General features: G+C 70.7%; 24 protein-coding genes. 9 read left to right on the top strand and 15 right to left on the bottom strand.

The genetic code is table 11. The features are described 5' to 3' along the window. Positions 1 to 16 precede the first annotated feature (16 nt). On the top strand, positions 17 to 253 hold the full coding sequence (locus ACFSKW_RS37045) for a glutaredoxin family protein (RefSeq protein ID WP_379577966.1): 237 nt from the start codon (positions 17 to 19) through the stop codon (positions 251 to 253). 20 nt (positions 254 to 273) lie between these two features. On the opposite strand, the gene ACFSKW_RS37050 is transcribed toward ACFSKW_RS37045, so the two are convergent. Next, positions 274 to 1,827 carry a putative quinol monooxygenase gene (locus ACFSKW_RS37050; protein ID WP_379577968.1) on the bottom strand — a complete coding sequence of 518 codons (1,554 nt, stop codon included), beginning with the start codon at positions 1,825 to 1,827 and terminating at the stop codon, positions 274 to 276. 180 nt (positions 1,828 to 2,007) lie between these two features. On the opposite strand from ACFSKW_RS37050, the gene ACFSKW_RS37055 reads away from it, so the two are divergent. From ACFSKW_RS37055 to ACFSKW_RS37065, 3 genes are all read left to right on the top strand, one after another. After that, the gene (locus ACFSKW_RS37055) at positions 2,008 to 2,658 is read left to right on the top strand and encodes a sigma-70 family RNA polymerase sigma factor (protein ID WP_379577970.1); all 651 of its coding nucleotides are present in this window, start codon (positions 2,008 to 2,010) and stop codon (positions 2,656 to 2,658) included. 71 nt (positions 2,659 to 2,729) lie between these two features. Beyond that, complete coding sequence (locus ACFSKW_RS37060) at positions 2,730 to 3,359, top strand: DUF5667 domain-containing protein (protein ID WP_379577972.1); 630 nt, start codon at positions 2,730 to 2,732, stop codon at positions 3,357 to 3,359. Between the two features lie 29 nt (positions 3,360 to 3,388). Then, positions 3,389 to 4,261, top strand: a complete 873-nt coding sequence (locus tag ACFSKW_RS37065) for an HAD family hydrolase (RefSeq protein WP_379577974.1) — start codon at positions 3,389 to 3,391, stop codon at positions 4,259 to 4,261. A 113-nt stretch (positions 4,262 to 4,374) separates the two neighbouring features. Here the strand turns inward: ACFSKW_RS37065 and ACFSKW_RS37070 are convergent, their stop codons facing one another. From ACFSKW_RS37070 to ACFSKW_RS37105, 8 genes are all read right to left on the bottom strand, one after another. Then, positions 4,375 to 5,358 (bottom strand): alpha/beta fold hydrolase, encoded by a 984-nt coding sequence (locus tag ACFSKW_RS37070; RefSeq protein ID WP_379577976.1) that lies wholly within the window; start codon positions 5,356 to 5,358, stop codon positions 4,375 to 4,377. A 26-nt stretch (positions 5,359 to 5,384) separates the two neighbouring features. Beyond that, complete coding sequence (locus ACFSKW_RS37075; RefSeq protein WP_379577978.1) at positions 5,385 to 6,428, bottom strand: LCP family protein; 1,044 nt, start codon at positions 6,426 to 6,428, stop codon at positions 5,385 to 5,387. Between the two features lie 2 nt (positions 6,429 to 6,430). Continuing rightward, complete coding sequence (locus tag ACFSKW_RS37080; protein ID WP_379577980.1) at positions 6,431 to 7,012, bottom strand: RNA polymerase sigma factor; 582 nt, start codon at positions 7,010 to 7,012, stop codon at positions 6,431 to 6,433. A gap of 108 nt (positions 7,013 to 7,120) precedes the next feature. Beyond that, the gene (locus tag ACFSKW_RS37085; RefSeq protein WP_379577982.1) at positions 7,121 to 7,987 is read right to left on the bottom strand and encodes a lysophospholipid acyltransferase family protein; all 867 of its coding nucleotides are present in this window, start codon (positions 7,985 to 7,987) and stop codon (positions 7,121 to 7,123) included. Positions 7,988 to 8,010: 23 nt separating this feature from the next. After that, positions 8,011 to 8,991 carry an NAD-dependent epimerase/dehydratase family protein gene (locus tag ACFSKW_RS37090; RefSeq protein WP_379577984.1) on the bottom strand — a complete coding sequence of 327 codons (981 nt, stop codon included), beginning with the start codon at positions 8,989 to 8,991 and terminating at the stop codon, positions 8,011 to 8,013. Between the two features lie 20 nt (positions 8,992 to 9,011). Then, positions 9,012 to 9,110, bottom strand: coding sequence for a 30S ribosomal protein bS22 (locus tag ACFSKW_RS37095; protein ID WP_018654693.1), 99 nt, complete (start codon positions 9,108 to 9,110; stop codon positions 9,012 to 9,014). 153 nt (positions 9,111 to 9,263) lie between these two features. Next, positions 9,264 to 9,467: a helix-turn-helix domain-containing protein gene (locus tag ACFSKW_RS37100; protein ID WP_026214222.1), complete on the bottom strand. Its 204-nt coding sequence runs from the start codon at positions 9,465 to 9,467 to the stop codon at positions 9,264 to 9,266. Between the two features lie 312 nt (positions 9,468 to 9,779). Further along, a complete protein-coding gene (locus ACFSKW_RS37105; RefSeq protein WP_379577986.1) occupies positions 9,780 to 10,562 on the bottom strand; it encodes a phosphatase in 783 nt (260 codons plus the stop codon). A 207-nt stretch (positions 10,563 to 10,769) separates the two neighbouring features. Between ACFSKW_RS37105 and ACFSKW_RS37110 the strand changes: the two genes are divergently transcribed. Then, entirely contained in the window at positions 10,770 to 11,333 is a 564-nt protein-coding gene (locus ACFSKW_RS37110; RefSeq protein ID WP_379577988.1) for a Chromate resistance protein ChrB, read from the top strand. A 26-nt stretch (positions 11,334 to 11,359) separates the two neighbouring features. Here the strand turns inward: ACFSKW_RS37110 and ACFSKW_RS37115 are convergent, their stop codons facing one another. Beyond that, positions 11,360 to 12,523 (bottom strand): acetoin utilization protein AcuC, encoded by a 1,164-nt coding sequence (locus ACFSKW_RS37115; protein WP_379577990.1) that lies wholly within the window; start codon positions 12,521 to 12,523, stop codon positions 11,360 to 11,362. A 96-nt stretch (positions 12,524 to 12,619) separates the two neighbouring features. Here ACFSKW_RS37115 and ACFSKW_RS37120 point away from each other — a divergent pair, with 96 nt between their 5' ends. The 4 genes from ACFSKW_RS37120 (at position 12,620) to ACFSKW_RS37135 (ending at position 16,088) form a co-directional block, all read left to right on the top strand. Then, a complete protein-coding gene (locus ACFSKW_RS37120) occupies positions 12,620 to 13,729 on the top strand; it encodes a sensor histidine kinase (RefSeq protein WP_379577992.1) in 1,110 nt (369 codons plus the stop codon). Next, complete coding sequence (locus ACFSKW_RS37125) at positions 13,726 to 14,370, top strand: response regulator (protein WP_379577994.1); 645 nt, start codon at positions 13,726 to 13,728, stop codon at positions 14,368 to 14,370. Before ACFSKW_RS37120 ends, ACFSKW_RS37125 begins: the two co-directional genes overlap by 4 nt. Before the next feature lie 81 nt (positions 14,371 to 14,451). Then, positions 14,452 to 15,342 (top strand): ABC transporter ATP-binding protein, encoded by an 891-nt coding sequence (locus ACFSKW_RS37130; RefSeq protein WP_379577996.1) that lies wholly within the window; start codon positions 14,452 to 14,454, stop codon positions 15,340 to 15,342. Next, a complete protein-coding gene (locus ACFSKW_RS37135) occupies positions 15,339 to 16,088 on the top strand; it encodes an ABC-2 transporter permease (RefSeq protein WP_379577998.1) in 750 nt (249 codons plus the stop codon). The genes ACFSKW_RS37130 and ACFSKW_RS37135 overlap by 4 nt, the downstream gene beginning before the upstream one ends. A gap of 39 nt (positions 16,089 to 16,127) precedes the next feature. Here the strand turns inward: ACFSKW_RS37135 and ACFSKW_RS37140 are convergent, their stop codons facing one another. From ACFSKW_RS37140 to ACFSKW_RS37160, 5 genes are all read right to left on the bottom strand, one after another. Beyond that, positions 16,128 to 17,312: an ABC transporter permease gene (locus tag ACFSKW_RS37140; protein WP_379578000.1), complete on the bottom strand. Its 1,185-nt coding sequence runs from the start codon at positions 17,310 to 17,312 to the stop codon at positions 16,128 to 16,130. Then, positions 17,309 to 18,055, bottom strand: coding sequence for an ABC transporter ATP-binding protein (locus ACFSKW_RS37145; protein ID WP_379578002.1), 747 nt, complete (start codon positions 18,053 to 18,055; stop codon positions 17,309 to 17,311). Before ACFSKW_RS37145 ends, ACFSKW_RS37140 begins: the two co-directional genes overlap by 4 nt. Then, positions 18,052 to 19,383: an efflux RND transporter periplasmic adaptor subunit gene (locus tag ACFSKW_RS37150; protein WP_379578004.1), complete on the bottom strand. Its 1,332-nt coding sequence runs from the start codon at positions 19,381 to 19,383 to the stop codon at positions 18,052 to 18,054. Before ACFSKW_RS37150 ends, ACFSKW_RS37145 begins: the two co-directional genes overlap by 4 nt. Before the next feature lie 114 nt (positions 19,384 to 19,497). Continuing rightward, positions 19,498 to 20,292 carry a pyrroline-5-carboxylate reductase gene (gene proC / locus ACFSKW_RS37155; protein ID WP_379578006.1) on the bottom strand — a complete coding sequence of 265 codons (795 nt, stop codon included), beginning with the start codon at positions 20,290 to 20,292 and terminating at the stop codon, positions 19,498 to 19,500. A gap of 182 nt (positions 20,293 to 20,474) precedes the next feature. Continuing rightward, positions 20,475 to 21,362, bottom strand: a complete 888-nt coding sequence (locus ACFSKW_RS37160) for a proline dehydrogenase family protein (protein WP_379578008.1) — start codon at positions 21,360 to 21,362, stop codon at positions 20,475 to 20,477. Positions 21,363 to 21,652 lie beyond the last annotated feature (290 nt).

Raw genomic sequence — 21,652 nt, forward strand, 5'->3', positions numbered from 1 at the left:
TGGCTAGGCTGAGGGGATGCACCGCATCACATTGCTGGGCAAGCCAGGCTGCCATCTGTGTGACGACGCCCGCGCGATCATCGCCAGAGTGGCGCAGGACATGGGCGTGCCGTGGGACGAGGTCGACATCAACTCCTCGCCCGAGCTGACGGAGAAGTACTGGGAGATGATTCCCGTCACTCTCATCGACGGGGTGCAGCACGACTTCTGGCGGGTCTCCGAGTCACGCCTGCGCGCCGCCCTGTCCGGCTGACCGTTCCGTACGGCACGGCGTCAGAGCTGGAAGGCCGTCGGCAACGGCACGACCTTGGCGGCGTTGACGTTGAGCTCGATGACGTTGGTGGCGAGCACCATCGACTGGCGTTCGGTGAGGAAGCGCTCCATGTGCGGCTGGCGCTGGTGCTCGGCGTAGGCGACCTCGTCGCGGTAGAGCTCGTAGACGATCCGCTGCAGCGGGGCCGACTTCACCGCGTGGCAGGCGTAGACCAGCGTGTCGGGCTCGCCGCGCCGTACGGCGTCGACGGTCTGCTCGGCCAGCCGGTCGAACGCGTCGCCGGAGCCGTCCATGATCGTGAAGACGGTCAGCAGGCCGTAGATGCTCGGCGAGGGGCGCGAGGTGCCGCCGGCGGGGACCGTGGTGGAGCCGGTGGTGAAGCCGGGGATCTCGGCGCCCGGGTAGACGGCGCCGGTGGCGGGCATGCCGTACTCGGGCTCGCGGGCGCGTGAGCCGTAGCCGTGGGAGCCCGCGGACAGGCCCTCGGGCACGCCGAACATGCCGGTCTCCGGCGGCGCCTGGGAGTGGGCGCCCGGCATGCTGTGCGGCCCCGTGTGGGGGCTCGCGTTCGGGTTCATGTGGCCGGGCTGGGGGCCGCTCGGCGGGATCGAGCCGTAGCCGCGGTCCTCGCCGTTGGCCATGAACGAGCCGGTGGCGGGCCCCGAGGCGAAGGGATCCATGCGGGCCGCGTAGTCGATCTCCTGCTCGCCCGCGCGGTACTCGGCGACCAGGTCGCCGAGCCCCGACCTGCGGGGCTGCGCGGCCGGCTGCTGGACGGGCTGGGGCTGCGGCGCGGCGGGCTGCGGCGCGGACGCGGCCCTGCGGCCGGCCGGGCGGGAGTCCCAGTGCTCCTCGGCGATGTCGTCCTCCTCCTCGTCGTACGGCGCGAGCGGGCGCAGCACGCAGTACCAGATGGCGGCCGCGGCGACGACGAGCAGCGCGACGGTGAAGAGGGCGGGCACGCTGAAGCGCACGGAGCCGACCAGCGCGATCGCGCTGGGCGCGATGACCAGGCTGGCGTGCAGGTTGTCGGTGTCGTAGTCGTCGCCGTTGCGCCAGCGCAGTCCCGCCACCACGAGGCAGCCGAGCATGACGAGGACGACGAGCGCGTGGACGCCGGTCAGGACCGATCCCGCGACCAGGTCCCAGTGGAGGCTGCCGGACGGCAGGGTCTCGTTCTTGAGCTTGGCCTCCTCGATCACGGGATCGAGGATCAGGATGTAGGTGGAGACGATGGTGACGGCGGCGCCGAGCAGCCAGGCGGCGAAGCTGGCGCGGCCCTTCTCCGCGAGCAGCTGGACCAGGCCGATGGCCAGCCACAGCGGCGCCAGGAGCGCTCCGAACAACTGGTAGAGCCTGAAGGTGAGGGGCCCGAACGTCTGCAGGCCGCCCAGACCGACCACGGCGAGGGAGAGGCAGAGGGCGATCGCCGCCACGATCCAGGCGATCAGCCAGCCGTCACGGTCTTCCTGAAGGCGGCGCACCAGGGCGAACGCGGCGATCCCGGCGAGCAAGGCGCCGGCGAACGCGATCACTGCGACGACAAGTTCCATGGTGCCCCCAATGCTGCCGGACATTACCTCCCAACCGGTAGTCGAAGAGGGAAGCGGGTCGGTCCACACGGTATCCGCCGGTTATTGGTAGTCATGCCGCGCCCTGTGCGGATTGTGGAATTTCCAGTTGATTTCTAGAGTGTTCGAGCACGCCGCACCCCTTACCCCTAGGGATACCGGATGCCTGACTCGTGGTCGTTCGCCGGGCTACTTCCTCCCTCCGCCATCGGAGGAGCACGGACGAGCGAACTTGCCGTGCGCGAAGACGTCCCGGACACGGAGCACTGTGAGCTGCGCGCCCTGGTCTTACAGGCGAAAGCCGGCGACAACGACGCTTTCGGAACGCTCTACGACCGCTATCTCGACCTGGTCTACCGCTACATCTACTTCAGGGTCGGCTCCCACCCCCTCGCCGAGGATCTCACCAGCGAGACCTTCCTTCGCGCGCTTCGCCGAATCACCGACTTCACCTGGCAGGGCCGTGACTTCGGCGCCTGGCTCGTGACCATCGCGCGAAACCTCGTCACCGATCACTTCAAGTCGAGCCGCTACCGCCTGGAGGTCACGACCGCCGAGGTGCTCGACGTCCCCCTGGACGGGGCGCACATCCCTGAGAACGCCGTCGTCACGGCGATCATCAATGACCGCGTGCTGCGCGCCGTCCGGGATCTCAATCCCGAGCAGCAGGAATGCGTGGTCCTGAGGTTCTTGCACGGCCTGTCACTCGCGGAGACCGCACTGATCATGGGGAAGAAGAGTGGAGCGATCAAAGCGCTGCAGTTCCGAGCGATCCGATCGCTGGCCAGGGCCCTCAAGCCCGATCTGGCGTAACCTCACCCCTCGGCAGGTCGTTAGGCAAGTATCACTGGTAGATCATCATTCGGGGGCGGCAGGGAGCGTTCATGGGTAGGTCGCCATTCCAACGTCGGCTGTCCGCTCATGATGCCCTCCTAGGCCAGCTGAACGACCTCGGCGAGAACCTCCCGCTGGGCGGCGGCCCCGACCCGGCGTTCAGGGCGAGGCTGCGCGAGACGCTCATGTCCGAGACGCTGCCCGCCGCGACTCACAGGCGGGAGCGCAGGCCGCTGCGCTGGCTGTCGCCGCTCCTGGCGGCAGGCCTGGCGACGGCCATGGTGCTGTCGGTGATCGTGACCTACCGCGCGGTGCCCGGCGACATGCTCTATCCGCTCAAGCGGGCGGCGGAGGGCGCGATCACCGAGCTGAACCCCGACAAGGCGGGCAGCGCACTCGACGCCGCCGGCAAGCGGGCCGAGGAACTCGAGGCGCTGCTCGACGCGGGCGGGGGCGGGCCGCACGTCGGCGCCACCCTCCAGGAGATGGAGGAGAGCACCCGCTCGGCGATCGAGCGGATGGACAGGGCGGTGCCGCGCGACCAGTCGAAGATCGACAAGTTCGTCGAGGAGCAGCACGAGAAGGTCGACCCCATGCTGGAGCGGCTCAACGACGTCGACCAGGAACAGGCCAACGGTTACCTGGACTACATCGACGGGCTGCGTCTGCCGAGCGGATAGTTAACACTTCCCGGTTAAGCTGAGGGGCTATGAGGCGGCTACTACGACGGCATCGGGCGGCTGAGGCGGAGATTGCCGGCGAGGTGGCGGCGGCCGCCGCGGTGGCCACGGTTCCCGCCGAGCCCGACCTGCAGGCGGCGGCCTTCTTCGACGTCGACAACACGATGATGCGCGGCGCCTCGATCTACCACTTCGCCCGCGGCCTGGCCACGCGCGGCATGTTCACCACCTCCGACCTGCTGAAGTTCGCGGTCGGCCAGGCGGTCTTCCGGCTGCGCGGCAACGAGAACCCCGAGCACATCGCGGTGGCCCGCGAGACCGCGCTGGCCTTCGTCGCGGGCAGCAAGGTCGACGACGTCGTACGGCTCGGCGAGGAGATCTACGACGAGGAGATGTCGGACAGGATCTGGGCGGGCACCAGGGCGCTGGCCCAGTCGCACCTCGACGCGGGGCAACGCGTCTGGCTGGTCACCGCGACGCCCGTCGAGCTGGCCAGGGTCATCGCCCAGCGGCTCGGCCTGACCGGCGCGCTCGGCACGGTCGCCGAGTCGCAGAACGGCGTCTACACGGGCCGGCTGGTCGGCGACCTGCTCCACGGCCCCGCCAAGGCCGAGGCGGTGCGGGCGCTGGCCCGCCGCGAGGGGCTCGACCTGACCCGCTGCACCGCCTACAGCGATTCCGCCAACGACCTGCCGATGCTCTCGCTCGTGGGGAGGGCGGTGGCCATCAACCCCGACTCGGAGCTGCGCGAGCACGCCAAGAAGCACAGTTGGCCGATCCGCGACTTCCGCACCGGGCGCAAGGCGACGCTGACCGCACTGCCGATCGCGGCGGGCGTGGGCGCGCTCGCGGGCGGCATCGCCGCGGGCATCGCGCTGCGCCGCCACTACCGCTCCAGCTGACCGGGCCCGCCCCCGCCGCTCAGGCGCGCCCCTCCCGAAGCTCTCCCTCCTCTCGAGGTCCTGGCTTCCCCGAGCCCTCGCTCCCCGCGGCCCTCGCTCCCTCTGAGCGCCGGCTAGCCCAGGGAGGCCGGTTTCTCGAGGCGCAAGGAGCAGCGTTCCAGGAGGGCGGCGAGTTCGACGCCGACCGCCGTCGGGTTCTCCAGCCCGACCATGTGCCCCGCGCCCGGGACCACGACCAGCCTGGCGGAGGGCAGGGCGCCGGCGATCCTGCGGCTGTGGACGGGAGGCGTGAGCCGGTCGAGGGCGCCGACCAGCACCAGGGTCTCCACCGACGCGAGCGCCTGTAACGCCGCGAGCTTGTCGTGGGCGACCATGCCGTGGAAGAAGCCCGCCATCACCGTCGCCGGCGTCGCCGCGATCATCCTGTTGACGAATCGCAGGTGCTCCCTGCGCGGCCCGAAGGCCATGTGGCGGGTGAGAGGCAGCGTCGTGACCGGGTTGATCAGCGGGTCCCGCAGCCGCTTCATGAGCAGCGGGGTGACGCGCGGCGCGAGCCTGCCGATCGGTCCGGGCAGCCCGAACGTGCTCTCCCCCAACCGGCCAGGCGACGTGCTCACGAGCGCCGCGCCGACGATGCGCGACCCGAACAGCGAGGGGCGGGCCGCGGCCAGCCCCATCACCGTCATCCCGCCCATGGAGTGGCCGACGACCACCACGGGCAGCCCGGCAGGCACCACGGCCTTGATGACCGCGTGCAGGTCCTCGCCGAGCTGCTCGATCGTGCAGCGGTCCGCGGCGCCCGCGCTGGAGTCGCCGTGCCCTCGCTGGTCGTAGAAGACGAGCATGGCGCGCCCTGCCAGCGCCTCCCGCTGGAAGTGCCAGGAGTGCCTGTTGAGGACCCAGCCGTGGGCGAACACCACGGCGTACGACGGGGCCGCGGGCTCGTCGACGTCGACGGCCAGCCGTACGCCGTCAGAGGTGGTGACGGCGAGGACGCGTCCGCGCGCCGTCGCCAGGTGAGGGGCGCGCCGCGCGCGCACGACCGCCCCGATGGCCACACCTGTCAGCACCCCTGCCGCCGCCGCCCACGCTCTCATGCCGCAGACGATAACCTCTACTGGACTTATCGTCCAATAGGCTGGTCGTGGGCGATCTCCTGGAACAGCCGGCCCGCCTCGGGCTGCTTCCACCTGAGGCGGTTGCGATCGTCGGGGTGGGGCTCGACTGGAACGGTGGTGAAGGAAAGGTCGGCCTCCGACATGCCCCGCGCGATGTCGGTCATCTCCCTGACCCCGAGCCCCTCGTCGGTGGTGAGCGCCTCACCCGCCGCCTGGATGAACGCGGCGAGCTTGGTCGGGCTGCTCCTCACCTCGTTCGCCATCGCGGCCAGGAACCGGTGCTGCCGCTTGATACGCGACAGATCGCTGCCATCGTCGTAGGACCGGAGCCTGAAGTAGCCCAGCGCCTGCTCCCCGTTGAGCCTGTGATCGCCCGCGGGCAGCTTCAGCTTCGCCTTCCTGTCGTCGATGGGGCTGGGCACCTTCACGCTGACGGTGCCGATGGCGTCGACCATCTTCTTGAACCCGGCGAAGTCGATCTCGACGGCGTGGTCGACCCTGACCTTCGTGAGCTTCTCGACGCTGGTCCACACGCACCGCAGGCCGCCGATGTCGAGCGAGGCGTTGAGCATGTTCAGCCCGCCCGGCCGTCCGTCGCAGCTCGGCAGCTGCACCATCGAGTCGCGGGGCAGGTTGACCGCGACCGCTCGCCGCCCGTCGGCCGACAGGTGCAGCAGGATCATCGTGTCGGCCCTGCGGCCCGAATCCATCGTGGACGCGATCCGGCCGTACTTCGCGTTGCCCTCGCCCTGGCGGGTGTCGGAGCCGACGAGCAGCACGTTGATCGCCTGGCCTGCCTTGGCCGGGCGCGCGCCCGCCGGAGGGGCCACCGTTCCCGCCGTCAGCCGGCCGCCGCCCTGCAGCATCACCATGGGCACGGCCACGGCCGCCGCCGTCGCGACGGCCGCGAGGCCGAGCATGGGCCAGCCGCCGAGCCTGAACCTGCGGCGCGGCCGCTCGGTGAAGCGCGCACGCTGGCGGACCAGCGAGGCGGGCGGCTCGTGCTCCAGCTCGTCGCCGAAGTCGCGAAGCATCCTCAGATCGTCCATGGTCACGCCTCCTCCAGCATCGGATTGGTGTCGCCGAGCGCCGCGCGGACCTTCCTGCGCGCTCGGTTGAGCCGGGAGCGCACGGTTCCGACCGGAATGGACAGCGCCTGCGCCACCTCCTCGTAGGCCAGGTCGCCCCAGGCCACCAGCAGCAGCACGTCCCTGTCCCTCGCGGGCAGCGCGGCCAGGGCGCTGGCCAGCAACGGCCTGGTCGCCTGCGCCGTCACGCCGGTCACGACCCGCTCGGCGGGCGACTCGGCCACGCCGTCCTGTGGCAGGCGCAGCAGCGCCCGGTATCGGGCCGCCTCGCTCCTGTGGTGGCGTGAGAGCAGTTTGGTGAGGATGCCGAACAGCCACGGCCTGGCGTCCACGTAGGACTGGTCGTACTTGTTCCGCTTCGAGAACGCGACGAGGAACGTCTCTCCGACGAGGTCCTCGGCGGGCTCAGGGCCCAGACGCCGGGAGACGTAGCGATACAGCATTCCCGAATAGCGGTCGAACAGCTCGGCGAACTGTTCAGGGTCGGCCAGGGAGCCTCGGATCAGTTCGTCGTCCCTGAGCCTGACGGGAGATGGCGCGGTCAACAGGCCGCCCCCTTCGTGGAATCAGCGCGGTCCCCGGTATCTCTCCGTCCGGCGCCATCCGGGTTCACGCGCTGCGGTACGGCGGGCCGTACCCAGGTGAGAAGGAGGTCAGAAGAAGGCGTGGCCGCGACGCAGCCGCAGGGCCGTGAGCATCTGCTGGACGACCTCGCGGACGTGGTCGGTGAGCTCGAAGACGAGCATCGGGTCGTCGGCCGCGGCGGGCTCGAGGGTGTCGGTCCTGATCGGCTCGCCGAACTCGATCATCCACTTCGACGGCAGCGGGATCAGCCCGAGCAGCCCGAACCACGGGAAGAGCGGAGTGATCGGAAGGTACGGCAGGCCGAGCAGCCGAGCGAGGAACCTGAGATCGCCGATCTTGGGATAGATCTCCTCCGCCCCGACGATCGCCGTGGGCACGATGGGCACGCCCGCGCGGATGGCGGACGCGACGAAGCCGCCCCTGCCGAAGCGCTGCAGCTTGTACCGCTCGGAGAAGGGCTTGCCGACGCCCTTGAAGCCCTCGGGGAACACCCCGACGAGCTCGCCCTTGCGCAGCAGGCGGTCGGCGTCCTCGCGGCAGGCCAGGGTGTGGCCGGTCTTGCGGGACAGCTGGCCGAGCACGGGCAGTTGGTAGACGAGGTCGGCGCCGAGCAGCCGCAGCGCGCGCCCCGCCTCGTCGTGGATCGCCACCTGCATCATCAGCGCGTCGACGGGGAGTGTGCCCGAGTGGTTGGCGACCATCAGCGCGCCGCTGTCGGAGGGGATGTTGTCCAGGCCAGAGGTCTCGACGCGGAACCACCGGTGGTAGAGCGGCCTGATCAGCTCCAGCAGTACCTTGTCGGTGAGCTCGGCGTCGTAGCCGAACTCGTCCACCTCGTACTCGCCGGTGAGGCGGCGGCGCACGAAGGCCAGCAGGCGGGCGACGGCGTCGTCGTCCCCGCCGGCGTAGGAGGGCGCCTCGGTGATGGGAATCACCCGGCGCTCTTCGGGAGAGGCGCTCAACGCCTGACACCTTTCCTCGACCGCAGGAAGTCCTCGAACGCCGCGGCGGTGGTGAACTTGGGCTTCCAACCGAGCTCGGCCGCGAGCTTGGCGCCGTCGACGACCCTGCCATGGCACAGCAGGCGCAGCTGCTCGGGTGAGAAGTCGACCAGGCCGGTACCGCGGGCGGCCTCGCCCAGCATGCGGAAGGCGGGGGCGAGGAGCGGAAGGGCGAAGGCTCCAGCCCGGCGGACGCACTGCGACAGCAGAAGCACGCCTTCCCCGGTCACGTTGTACGTGCCGGGGTGATCTTCCAGGGCCATCCTTCGCAGCACCTCGACCGCGTCGTCCTCGTGGACGAACTGCAGCCTGGGGTCGAAGCCGAACACGGTCGGCATGACGGCCTGGCTGAAGTAGCGCGTCAGGGGCGAGTCGACGCCTGGACCCATGAAGTTGGCGAAGCGCAGCGTCGAGACCGTGAGGTCGGGACGGCGGCGCGCGAAGCCCCGGACATAGCCTTCGACCTCGGCCGCGTCCTTGGCATAGCCGTGGGACGGGCTGTCGTGAGGTTCGACGTCCTCGGTGAACACCGCCGGATCCATCGGCGACGAGCCGTAGACCGCGGTGGTGGAACGGACCACCACGCGGCGCACGCTCGACGACCGCTGGCAGGCACCGAGCAGTTGCATGGTGCCGATGACGTTGTGCTCCTTCATGGACGCTCGGCCCGCGCTCCCCGAAGGAGCGCTGACGAGGCTCATGTGCACAACGATGTCGATGTCCGCAGCCGCGATCACCTGAGCGATGTCGGGGCTGCGAAGATCCACCCGGACGAACTCCGTCCGGCCGAGGGAGATGCCGCCATCTCGGGTCAGCGAGGGGGGCGGCACGGTGTCCACTCCGATGACGCGACTGATGTCCGGGTCCGCCGCGAGAACGCTCGCCACCCGGGCGCCGATGTGGCGCGAGACCCCGGTGACAAGCACGGTGTGGGTCATCGGCGCCTCACAGACTGCGTCTACTTCTTGTTACGACGCTGGATGCGCGTCTTCTTCAGCAGCTTGCGGTGCTTCTTCTTGGCCATCCGCTTGCGGCGCTTTTTGATCACAGAGCCCACGGGACCCCCAGGTAACTGATAGCAAGGCTGACTCGGTGTGCGAGCGCACACCGGTCAACAGACTACCGGCGATCCACGGTAGATCGCCCCCTGGGGGTAACCGTGTGACAACACTCGCGATGTGACCACCGATCACACCGCTACCTCTCAGGCTTAGCCAGCCTCGATGTAAGCCTCCCTGAGGTAGTCGTGGACCGCCTGCTCGGGAACTCGGAACGAGCGGCCGACCCTGATGGCCGGGAGCTCGCCGGAGTGCACCAACCGGTACACCGTCATCTTGGACACCCGCATGACCGTGGCCACTTCAGCAACGGTCAGGAACTTCACCTCGCTGAGAGGTCTTTCGCCTGCACCCATCGGACGCCTCTTCCGCACGTGTTTCCGGGTTATCCCCACTGGTGCCATTGCTCACGCACGTGTACTGCCGTCAGCGTAAGTCGGGACTCCGAGTGCGCAAACCCCCTACTTTCCCAGTTATCGGAGCCACCTGTCAGCGGAACCAGCAAAATCGCTGGCCAGCAGCCGGGCCGTGCCCCTCGCCTGGACGTTGGAACTGTCCATGTTCGTACACATAAGAGTCGCCCAGCCCCCCTCAAAAGTTGGCAAAGGGACGACGAGCCTCTTGGAATGCAGGCGCGAAAAGACGGTATAGGGAGGACCGAATTAAACTCAAAGGGCGTGTGAGACTCGTGTGACGAGACGATCGGTCAACGGCGCGTAATAGCGTGGTAGCACATTGTCATCAAGTGGGACCACCACGTCGATCTTCCCCTCCGCCTCGCCGAGGAAGAGGGCGGGATCGTTGCTGTCGGCGAAGCCGACGGTCGGCACGCCCGCCTGCCCCGCCGCGCCCGCCCAGCCGTGGTCGGCGACCACGAGGTCGGGACGCGCGTCGCCGAGCTCGGCCAGCATGGCCTCCATCGGCGCCGAATCGTGCGTGTGGACGAAGCCGCCCCTGTCGTCGAGCATCGCCACATCGCCCAGGTAACGGATCTTACGCTTCCTGCCGAAGCCCGCTCCCCAGTAGGTCCATCCTTCGGCGGGGGTCAGCAGGGTCGCCCCCCTGGCCGCCACGGCGGCCGCCAGCGGCAGGTGGATGGCCAGCAACCCGGTCGGGTGTCCCGTCGCGAACAGCACCCGCGGCGAGGGCCTGCTCAGCACGGCGGCGATCCGCTCGGCCATGAGGTCGAGCGCGTCGATCGTGCGCTCGGGGTCGATGGTGTCCTGGCCCTCACGGTGGCCCGGGTCGGCGACGACGCCGGCCGACTTGGCCATCTGGGCGAGGACGTCACGGTAGGACCAGTTCTCGAGGCCGGTCAGACCGAAGAGGAAGTAGGGGTCGCGGTTCGCGACGGACCTGTAGTGGTCGAGGTTGTTCTCCCTGCTGGTGGCCACATCTCCGGCGATGCGCGTCCTGATCAGGTGCTCGCGGAGCTCGTCGCGGGTCAGCAATGGACTCTCCCTCCCACCTGTCGGAGCCTAACGCCTCGACAAATGGTCTGAACCACCGCTTAGGTCACGAAATTCCTGTCGGCTCGCCGGTAGTGTTGGACACTTCCTTCAGGAGGAGTGCCGATGACGTCGCCTGCTTCTGCCTCCACCACACGGAGGAGAGGGAGGACCCGGCCCCGCCCCGAGGCCGCCGCGTCAGGACGGCCGGTGGCGCCGGCCTTCTGGCTGCTGCTCACCTACAAGGTGCCGAGCGAGCCCTCACGCGCGCGGGTCTCGGTCTGGCGCGAGCTCAAGCGCCTGGGCGCGCTCTACCTGCAGCAGGCGGTCTGCGTCCTGCCCGACACGGGCGAGGTCGCCGGAGACCTCGACCAGATCAGGCAGCGGATCCGGAGCCTGGACGGCACCTCCTACTTCTTCAGGGTCCCGTCGGGCGACCACGAGCAGGACGCCGCGCTGGTGGAGAGCTTCAGGGAGATGGCGGCCAAGGAGTACGGCGAGATCGCCGAGGAGTGCAGGACGACGTTCGTGAAGGAGATCGAGTTCGAGCGTTTCCGCGAGAACTACTCCTTCGAGAAGGCCGAGGAGATCAGGCAGGACCTCGAGAAGATCCATCGCTGGTTCGCCAGGGTGGTGGAGCGCGACTGGTTCGGCGGCCACGGCCGCGGCGAGTGCGAGCAGTGGCTGGCCACGTGCGAGAGCCTGCTGGAGGAGTTCGAGGCCGACGTCCACGAGCGCGCGCCGGGCACGGGGAGGGCCGGAGAGACGCCGTGAGCGCCTCCCGCGACGTGCCGCGCGCGTCAGGGCATGGGGTCGAGGCCGTGGAAGGGGAACACGGCGTGCCTCGTCGCCATGATCGCCCGGTCGACGGCGTCGTCGGGGTCGTAGACGCCGAACAGCTCCCTGACCACCGGATGCCTGCCGTCGGTCATCGTGAGGGGCGGCGTCTCCCTCGTCCGCTCGCGGACCAGCGCCTGCCAGGCCTCGCCCGTCCTGGTCGACGGGTCGATCGGATGGCCCGACACCTCGGCGATGAGGTGCGTCCACGCCCTCGGCACCACCTGGACCAGCTCGTAGCCGCCGCCACCCGTGGCGATCCAGCGCCCACCCGCGGTCTCGTGCGCCAGGCGGTGCAGCGCCTCGTAGGCGGTGCGCTGGCCGTCGAGACTCAGCATCAGGTGCGCGAGCGGGTCGAGCGCGTGGCTGTCGCAGCCGTGCTGCGTCACCAGGATCTCGGGGGCGAACTCCCTCAGCAGCGGCGGCACGACGGCGTGGAAGGCGCGCAACCAGCCCTCGTCGCCGCAGCCGGCGGGCAGCGCCACGTTGGCCGCGCTGCCGTCCACGCCGGTCTCCTCCGGCCATCCCGTGCCGGGGAAGAGCGTGCGGGGGCTCTCGTGCAGGCTGATGGTCAGCACGCGCGGGTCGTCGTAGAAGAGCGCCTGGACGCCGTCGCCGTGGTGGACGTCGACGTCCACGTAGGCGACCTTCGACGCGCCCTGGGCGAGCAGCCAGGCGATCGCCACGGCCGGGTCGTTGTAGACGCAGAAGCCGCTGGCGACGTTGGCCATGGCGTGGTGCAGACCGCCCGCGATGTTGACGGCGTGCTCGGCCGCACCCTCCCAGACCGACCGGGCGGCGGCCAGCGAGGCGCCGGCGATGAGCGCGGAGGCCTCGTGGACGCCCTTGAAGGCGGGATTGTCCGGAGTGCCCAGCCCTGCGGTCAGGTCAGGGCCGCCGTGCGCCGAGACGCGCTTGACGGCCTCGATGTAGTCGCGCTTGTGGACGAGGGCCAGCTCGTCGTCGGTGGCGGGCACGCAGCCGACGACCTCGGTCCTGTCGAGGACGCCCAGCTCGCGGGCCAGCGCCATGGTCAGCTCGACCCTGACGGGAGCGAGGGGGTGACCCGGGCCGAAATCATAGGCAGTGAGGGCGTCGTCCCAGACGACTCGCACCGACTCGCTCATGCGCCGACGTTACCGCAGTCGGCCGCGCCGGGTCCGCCTGGGGAGAACGGGGCCGGAGCAGCCCGGAGCGCCACGAGCTGGCTTAGGGTTCAGGCCATGCGCGTAGGGCGGGCGATATGGCGGTTCTTCGGCCGCCCCGAGGTGTTCGACGCGACGCTGGTCGCCGTGCTCGGCGCCATCGCCGTGCTCGGGATCGTCACCACCGTCGCCGACGCCCCGCCCGTCGCGGCAAGCACGGCGATGTTGCTGGTGTCCGTCTTCCCCCTCCTCGTACGGCGCCGCCACCCCGTCCCCGTCGCCGTGGCCGTCGTCGCGCTCGACATCGTGGACACGCTCACCTTCTCCGCGAACCCGACCGTCACCAGCGCGATGATCGCCCTCTACAGCCTCGGCCGCTACACCGCGGGCAGGAGGACGCTGGTCACCACGGCCGCCCTCACCGCCGCCTACGGCGTCGCCCTCGTCCTCCAGGCGCCGACGCAGAGCCTGGCCATCACGGTCTACCCGGTGGCAGTCGGCGTCGGCCAGCTCGTGAGAGCGAGGGCGGAGCTGCGCGAGCGCGCGAACAGGGAGCGCGCCGACGAGGCGGTCCGCGCCGAGCGCCGCCGCATCGCCCGCGAGTTGCACGACGTCGTGGCCCACCATCTGAGCGTGATCAACGCGCTGGTCGGCGGGGCGAGGGCGGTCATGCCCCCCGAGCCGCCCGAGGCCCGCGAGGCGCTGCTGTCGGCCGAGCAGACCGCCAGGCAGGCGCTGACCGAGATGCGGCACCTGCTCGACGTCCTCAGAGCCGACGGTCCAGGGGGCGGCGAGGCGACGGGAGCGGGCGCGGCGGGACTGCCGACCCTGGTCGAGCAGGCCGGCGCGGCAGGGCTGCCCGCGAGCCTGGCCGTGGAAGGCTCGCCGGTGCCGCTGCCCGCGGCGATCGATCTGGCGGTCTTCCGGATCGTTCAGGAGGCACTCACCAACACGCGCAAGCACGCGAGCGGGGCGCGGGCCACCGTACGGATCAGCTACGAGGAGCGGGCGGTCGAGGTCGAGGTCCTGGACGACGGGACCGCGGTGAGCGCCTCCTCTCCAGGCTCCTCCCCTGGCGGCTTCGGGCTGGCGGGGATGGCCGAGCGGGTGGCGCTCTGCGGCGGGCGGCTGCGCACGGGTCCCCGCGAGGCGGGCGGCTTCGAGGTCCATGCGAGGCTGCCACTGTGATCACCGTGCTGCTCGTGGACGACCACGCCCTCGTCAGGACCGGGTACCGGCTCATGCTGAACGCGCAGCCCGACATCTCCGTCGTCGGCGAGGCGAACGACGGCGCGCAGGCGCTGGAGCGCTGCCGCGATCTGCGCCCCGAGGTCGTGGTCATGGACCTGCACATGCCGGGGATGGACGGCATCGAGGCGACGGCGGCCATCGTCGCCGAGTTCGCGCGGACCAAGGTCCTCATGCTCAGCACGTTCGACCTGGACGAGAACGTCGTGACCGCGCTCAGGGCGGGAGCCGACGGCTTCCTGCCGAAGGACGTCTCGCCCGAAGAGCTCGTCGACGCCGTCAGGGTCGTCCACGGCGGCGAGGCGGTCGTCGCCCCGCGCCTGCTCACCGGGCTGATCCACACCTACGTCAGGGGCGGCCGCCCCCGCGCCGAGATCGAGGGGCTCACCGCGAGGGAGCGGGACGTGCTCGTGCTCATCGCCAAGGGCCTGTCCAACGGCGAGATCGCCCAGCGGCTCGACGTCTCGCCGAGCACCGTGAAGAACCACGTGACCGCGCTGTTCGCCAAGATCGGCGTGCGGGACAGGGCGCAGGCGGTGATCGTCGCCTACGAGCGGGGGCTCGTCAGCCCTGGGGAGTAGGACCGTCCTCCCACTCCTTCGCCCGCGAAACCGTCCCGCAGCAGGAAGGAACCGGCGTTTCCCGCCGCGAGCCTAGAAGGCATGACAGCGATACGGGCGACCAATCTGACCAAACGGTACGGCCAGACCACGGCCGTGGCGGGACTGTCCTTCGACGTCGCTCCCGGACGGGTGACCGGGTTCCTCGGGCCCAACGGAGCCGGCAAGTCGACCACCATGCGGATGATCCTCGGGCTCGACCATCCGACGGACGGGGCCGTCACCGTCCACGGCGTGCCGTACGCGAAACTCAAGCACCCTCTGCGCAGGATCGGCGCGCTGCTGGACGCGAAGGCCGTCCACGGCGGGCGCAGCGCCCGCAACCACCTGCTGGCCATCGCCCAGAGCAACGGGATCCCCGCCTCGCGGGTGGCGGAGTGCCTGGAGCTGGTCGGGCTCACCGGGGTGGCCAGGCGACGGGTGGGCGGGTTCTCTCTCGGCATGTCGCAGCGGCTCGGCATCGCGGCCGCGCTGCTCGGCGACCCGGAGATCCTGCTGTTCGACGAGCCGGTCAACGGGCTCGACCCGGACGGCATCCTGTGGATCCGCACGCTGATGAGGAAGCTGGCCGCCGAAGGACGCACCGTCTTCGTCTCCAGCCATCTGATGAGCGAGATGGCGCAGACCGCCGACCACCTGATCGTGATCGGCAGGGGCACGCTGATCGCCGACACCAGCGTCGAGGAGTTCATCGGGCGCAGCTCCCAGGGATACGTGAAGGTGCGCTCGCCGTACCTGGCTGAGGTGGCGGCCCTGCTGCCGCACGCCGAACGGCACCACGACCACCTGCGGGTGGCGGGAACGTCCCCGCTGGAGATCGGCACGCTCGCCGCGCAGCGGGGGCTGGCGCTGGAGGAGCTGACGTTCGTGCAGCCGACGCTGGAGGCCGCCTACATGGAGCTCACCAAAGACAGTCTGGAGTACACCTCATGATCGACGTGCTGCGCTCGGAGTGGACCAAGATCCGGTCCGTCCGCTCCACCATGTGGACGCTGGGGACGGCAGGCGTGCTCATGCTCGCGCTCGGCGTCCTGGGAGCGGTGGCGGTGACAGGACAGAGTGGCGCCAAGGAGGGCCTGGAGCTCGTCGGCACGAGCCTGAGCGGCCTGTCGTTCGCCTCGCTGGCGCTGGCGGCGCTGGGCGTGCTGGTGATCAGCGGCGAGTACCGGACGGGAGCCATCCGCACCACGCTGACAGCCGTCCCCTGGCGGCTCGGGCTGCTGACCGGCAAGGTCGTGGTCTTCGCGGCCGTGGCCTTCGTGGTCAGCACGGCGGCCTCGTTCGGCGCGTTCTTCGCGAGTCAGGTGATCTTCGCCAGGGAGGGGCTGTCGGTGGCCCTGACCGAGCCCGGCGTCTTCCGCGCGGTCGTCGGCGCGGGGTTGTACCTGACCGCGAGCGGGCTGTTCGGGCTGGCCCTCGGCGCGCTGATCAGGCACACCCCCGGCGCGATCGTCACCGCCATCGCGCTGATCATGGTGCTGCCCACCATGACGGTGATGCTGCCGGACGAGTGGGGACGGGTCGTGCGGGACCACTTCACCTCCAACGCGGGGATACGGATCACCGAGGTGAACCCCGTGGGCGGGCTGGCGCCGTGGACGGGGTTCGCCGTCTACCTGGGCTGGATCGCCGTCACCCTGGTCCTCGCCGCCGTCCTGCTGAAGAAGCGCGACGCCTGACTCGGCATGGACCCTCCGCTGGGCTCTCCCCGCGGAGGGTCACTCCGCGCGCAGGGCGATCACCGGGTCCAGGCGGCCCGCCCGGCGGGCGGGGGCCACTCCGAAGAAGACGCCGACGGCGGCGGACACCCCGAACGCCAGCGCGACCGACCACCAGGTGATCGCCGCGGGGACGGGCGTGAACGCCTGGATGGCCAGCGCGCCGCCCACGCCGAGCAGGATGCCGAGCACGCCGCCGATGGTGGTCAGCAGCACGGCCTCGATGAGGAACTGGGCCAGGACGTCGCGCTGGCGGGCGCCCAGCGCCTTGCGCAGGCCGATCTCGCGGGTGCGTTCGCGGACGCTGACGAGCATGATGTTGGAGACGCCCACGCCGCCCACGAGCAGCGAGATGCCCGCGATGGCGGCGAGCACGCCGGTGAGCATGCCGAGGACGCTGCCGATGGTGCCGAGCAGCTGCGTCTGGGTGACGGCGGAGAAGCGCTCGCCCGGATAGCGCCGGCTCAGGGCGTCGACGACCTTCTGCTGGAGCGGCTCGATCTCGTCGGGGCCCGAGGCGCCGACCGCGATGCCGTTGATCTTGTCGGCGCCGATCAGCCGCTGCGCGGTGGTGACGGGAACGTGCACCTCCTTGTCGCGGGCCACCCCGAACGTCGCGCCCACCGTGGCGTAGACGCCGACGACGCGGAAGCGGGCACCCGAGACGGTGATCTGGCGGCCCACGGGGTCGATGTCGCCGAACAGCTCGTCGGCCACCTCCGCGCCGAGCACCGCGACCCTGCGACGGGTGTCGACGTCGGTCTCGGTCAGGTAGCGGCCGCGGTCGAGGGGGCGCTGGAAGATGTTGGGGAGGTTCTCGTCCGTGCCGACGATGGTGACGAACGCATCCGTCCTGCCGACGCGAACGGTCTCACCGGACTGGACGGAGACGGTGACCTTGCCGGGATCACCGACGACCCTGCGGACGTAGGCGGCGTCGGACAGGTTCATCCTGCTCTGCGTCGGGGCCGCGCCCACGCTGAGCTGGCCGGGGACGACGAGGATGATGTTGCTGCCCAGGCCGGAGATCTCGCGCTCGATCGCGTTCTTGGCGCCCGAGCCGATCGCGACGAGGATGACGACGGCCAGGACGCCGATGATCACGCCGAGCATGGTGAGCGTGCTGCGCAGCCGGTTGACCCTGAGGGCCTCCAGCGCCATGAAGAACGCCTCCGCGCCCCTCACCCGTCTCCCTCCTCACGGTGGTCTTCGGGGGCGACGCCGCCTGCGGAGGCCCCCTGGCGGTTGGCGGTGTCGAGTTCGATGAGGCCGTCGCGCACGTGGATCTGGCGGCGCGCATGGGCCGCGACCTCGGGTTCGTGGGTGACCAGGACGATCGCCACCCCGCTGTCGGCGTTCAACCGGTCGAGGATGGCCATCACCTCGTCCCCGTTGCGGGTGTCCAGGTTCCCCGTCGGCTCGTCGGCCAACAGCACCGAAGGCTCCCCCACCAGCGCCCGCGCGATCGCCACCCGCTGCTGCTCCCCGCCCGACATCTGCGACGGCCGGTGGTCGAGCCGGTGCCCCAGCCCCACCGCCTCCAGCGCCCGTCGGGCGCGCGCCCGCCGCTCGACCTTCCCCACCCCGCGATACACCAGCGGCAGCGCCACGTTGTCGAGCGCCGACGTCCGTCCCAGCAGGTGGAACGACTGGAAGACGAACCCGATCGTCCTGTTCCGCAGCGAGGCGAGCGCGGTGTCAGTCAGAGCGGAGATCTCCGTCCCGTTCACCCGCAGCGCGCCGGACGTCGGCCGGTCGAGGCAGCCGAGCAGGTGCATCAGGGTGGACTTCCCCGAGCCGGACGGCCCGATGATCGCCACGAACTCGCCCTGGTCGATCCGCAGGCTCACCCCTCGCAGCGCGTCGACGGAGACGCCTTCGAGCTGGTAGGAGCGCGCGAGGTCGACGGCCTCCAGTGCGGGGGTCATGACAGCGGCTGGCCCTGCCGTACGGCGTCGGCGCCCTTGACCACCACGCGTTCGCCGACGGCCAGCCCGCTCGCCACTTCCACCATGGCATCGCCCTGGGCGCCGAGCTTGACCACGCGCCGCTGGGCCGTACCGCCGGCCGAGACCCAGACCACGCTCTCACGCCCGCTGGAGACGATCGCCGAGGCGGGCACGGCCACGGCGGACGGCGACTCGCGGACGGTGAGCCTGGCGACCGCGCTCATGCCGGGCTTGGGCGTCGGCGCCGCAGAGCCGTCGTCGAAGGCACCGGCGCCGAGGGACAGCTGCACGGGATAGCTGACACCGCCCGTCGTTGCCTCCATGGGCTGGATGCCGACGCCGGTCACCGTGGCGGTGTAGGTCGCGCCGGGCACCGCGTCGAGCTCCACCTCCGCGCGGGTCTCCGGCTTCACCAGCAGCACGTCGGTCTCGTCGATGTCGGCCGACAGCGTCAGCTTGGACACGTCGGTGACCGTCACGATCGGGTCGCCCGCCGAGACGGGCACGCCGACAGCGACCGCCGCGCCACCACCCGAGGACCCGCCGGACGGCACGGCAGGAAGCTGCTGCGCCGCGCCGCCGGGGATCTGCCCCAGCAGCCCGCTCAACGCGCTGGACCCGCCCCCACCCGAAGGACGTCCGAGCGTGACGACGCCGCCGAAGGGCGCCTTGATCGTCAGCGCCTTCACCGTGGACTCGGCCGCCTTGACCGCGGCCTTAGCCTGCGTGCGCGAGGCGGCCTGCAGCGACGACATCGAGGCGGTCAGCCCGCTGGTGAAGCCGCTGACGGTACGGCTGAGCGAGGCGGTGATCTGCGACAGCGCCTGCTTGTTCGCCTTGTGCTGGGTCTCGGCCATGTCGATGGCCGACAGCAGCTGCCTGCGCGCGGCCGCGTCGTCCACCTTGCGCGCCTCCGCCCTCGCCCTGGCGAAGTGCCTGGCCACCTTGCGGTCGAAGGCGCTGGTGTCGATGCTCGCCATGCGGGGCGTCGAGGGAGCAGCCACGGGTCGCGCCGCCTTGCGCGCCTGGTCGAGCTGGTCGGTCGCCTGCGGCGAGCGGATCCTGGCGAGGATCTGGCCCTTGGCGACCTTCTCGCCGTCGCGCACGTACAGCTTGCTCACCGTGCCCTGCGCGGGCGCGCGCAGCGTGGCGGCGGCCCTGGCGCCGATGGTGGCGGGCGCCTCGACGACCTCGGTGACCGGGGCTCGCTGCACCTGGGCGAGCTGGTAGGCAGGCGGTTCATCGGCTGTGCAGCCGGTAACCGCTAACAGGACGAGCAGCGGGGGGATACCGCGACGAACCGTCACGCCGCCTAGCGTAGAGGGAGGGTCAGTCGACCGCCCGCCGTACCCCTCTCACAGCCGGTATGGCCTGTTGAGGGCATCGCCCGGCCGCTCCCCTGCGGGCGTGGAGCGGGACGGTCAGCCGGAGGCGAGCTGGCGGCCTCGGTCGCGGGCGGCCTCGATGGCGGCGAGGAAGGCCGCGCGGACGCTGTGCCGTTCCAGCTCGGCGATCGCGGCGATCGTCGTCCCGCCTGGCGAGGTCACCGCCTCGCGGAGGATCACCGGGTGCTCCCCCGAGTCGCGCAGCATGATCGCCGCACCCACGATCGACTGCGTGACCATGTCCAGCGCCGCGGCGCGCGGCATCCCCAGCAGGATCCCCGCGTCCACCATCGCCTCGACGAGGTAGAAGAAGTACGCGGGCCCGCTGCCCGACAGCGCCGTCGCCGCGTCCTGCTGCGACTCCGGGATCCGCAGCACCTTGCCCACCGGCTTGAGCAGGCTCTCGGTGCGCTGCAGGTGCTCCTCGCCCGCGTAGGCCCCCGCCGAGATCACGCTCATCGCCTCGTCGAACCTGATCGGCGTGTTCGACATGACCCTGACCACCGGCACGTCCACACCGAGCCGCTGCTCGACGAAGCCGGTCGTGATGCCGGCCGCCGCCGAGATGACGAGCCTGTCGGCCGGCACGTAGGGGGCGATCTCGGACAGCAGGGCGGCCATGTCCTGCGGCTTGACCGCGAGGATCAGCGTGTCGGCGACCTTGGCCGCCTCGGTGTTCGACACGGTCCGCACGCCGTACGTCTCCCGAAGCGCCTGGGCCCGCTCCTCCCTGCGCGCGGTCGCCAGGACGTCGCCCGGCTTGAACCCGGCCCGCAGCAGCCCCGACAGCAGGGCCTCGCCCATCTTGCCGGTTCCCAGAATCGCAATCATGCGGGCAGCCTACCTATGCGGCGAAAGCCCGCGCCCAGGTGGCGGCATCCCAACGCCGACGACCTCCCGCCGACGGCTCGTCGCGCCAGGGCCCTCCTCAGGTGCGGCAGGCGCATGGGCGCGTGCCTGCGAGACGTCCGGCCCCGCGATTCGGGCTCAGGCCTTGGACAGCCGATTCGGGCTCAGGCCTTGGACAGCAGGGACCTGGCGAAGAAGGCGAGGTTGGCGGGCCGTTCCGCGAGGCGGCGCATGAGGTAGGCGTACCAGTCGTCGCCGTACGGCACGTACACCCTGACCTGCGAGCCGATCCCCGCCAGGCGGAGCTGCTCGGCGGGGCGGACGCCGTACAGCATCTGATACTCGAACCCGGTCGTGTCGCGCTCGTGCAGTATCGCCAGCGCGGCGGCGATCTCGATCAGGCGCGGGTCGTGGGTGGCGACCATCGGGTAGCCGGTGCCGGCCATGAGCGTCCTGAGGCAGCGGACGTAGCTGCGGTCGATGTCCCTGGGCGAGGTGAAGGCCAACGCCTCGGGCGCGACGTACGCGCCCTTGCACAGCCGGACCCTCGCGCTGTCGACCCTTGCGCAGCGCTCCTGCGCGTCGCGCAGGTAGGACTGGACGACCACGCCGACGTCGGGGTGTTCCTTGCGGAGCGTCGAGTGGATCGAGTGCTGGGCCTCGATCGTGTCGTGCTCCTCGGCGTCGAGGGTGACCGTCAGCCCCTTCGCCGCCGCCGCCTCGCAGACCGACGCGGCGTTGTCGAGGGCGAGCTGCTCCGACAGGCGCAGGCCGAGGGCTGTCAGCTTGACGGAGACGTCGGCTCCCACGGGGAGGCGCTCCAGGAGGGTCAGGTAGGCGCGGACCTCGTGCTCGGCCTGCGTCCTGTCGGTGACGTCCTCGCCGAGGTGGTCGACCGTGACCAGCAGGCCCTGGTCGGACAGGTCGTGGACGACGGCTCCGACGTCGTCGGCGACATAGCGGCTGACCACTCCCCTGGTGAGCGGGGACGAGGAGACGAGACGCTCGGCGCGCTCACTTCGCGAGGCGGTGAGGAGGACGTGACGCAGCACGTGTCCAGCGTAGACCCCGCACCGTCCCCGATCACCGACCTTCGCCCGCGCCACCCGGTCGACCTCGCCGAGGCCCCGGATTCCGGGTAATCCCGCCGAAGCCCCGAGTTCCAGGCGACCTCACCGAGGCCCCGGGTTCCGGGCTGACCTCGCCGAAGCCTCGGGTTCCGGGCGACGGTCCAGCCGCCCGAAAGTGAGGCAGCGCCCCGGGCGGGCCGCCCCGCGATCAGGCTGTCCGTGGGCGACGCAGGGCGCGGTCCCTGCGACGGTCAGGCGGCCTGCGGGAGGCG

Origin of the sequence: Nonomuraea mangrovi, assembly GCF_042681425.1 — a bacterium.
Classification (GTDB): Bacteria; Actinomycetota; Actinomycetes; order Streptosporangiales; family Streptosporangiaceae; genus Nonomuraea; species Nonomuraea mangrovi.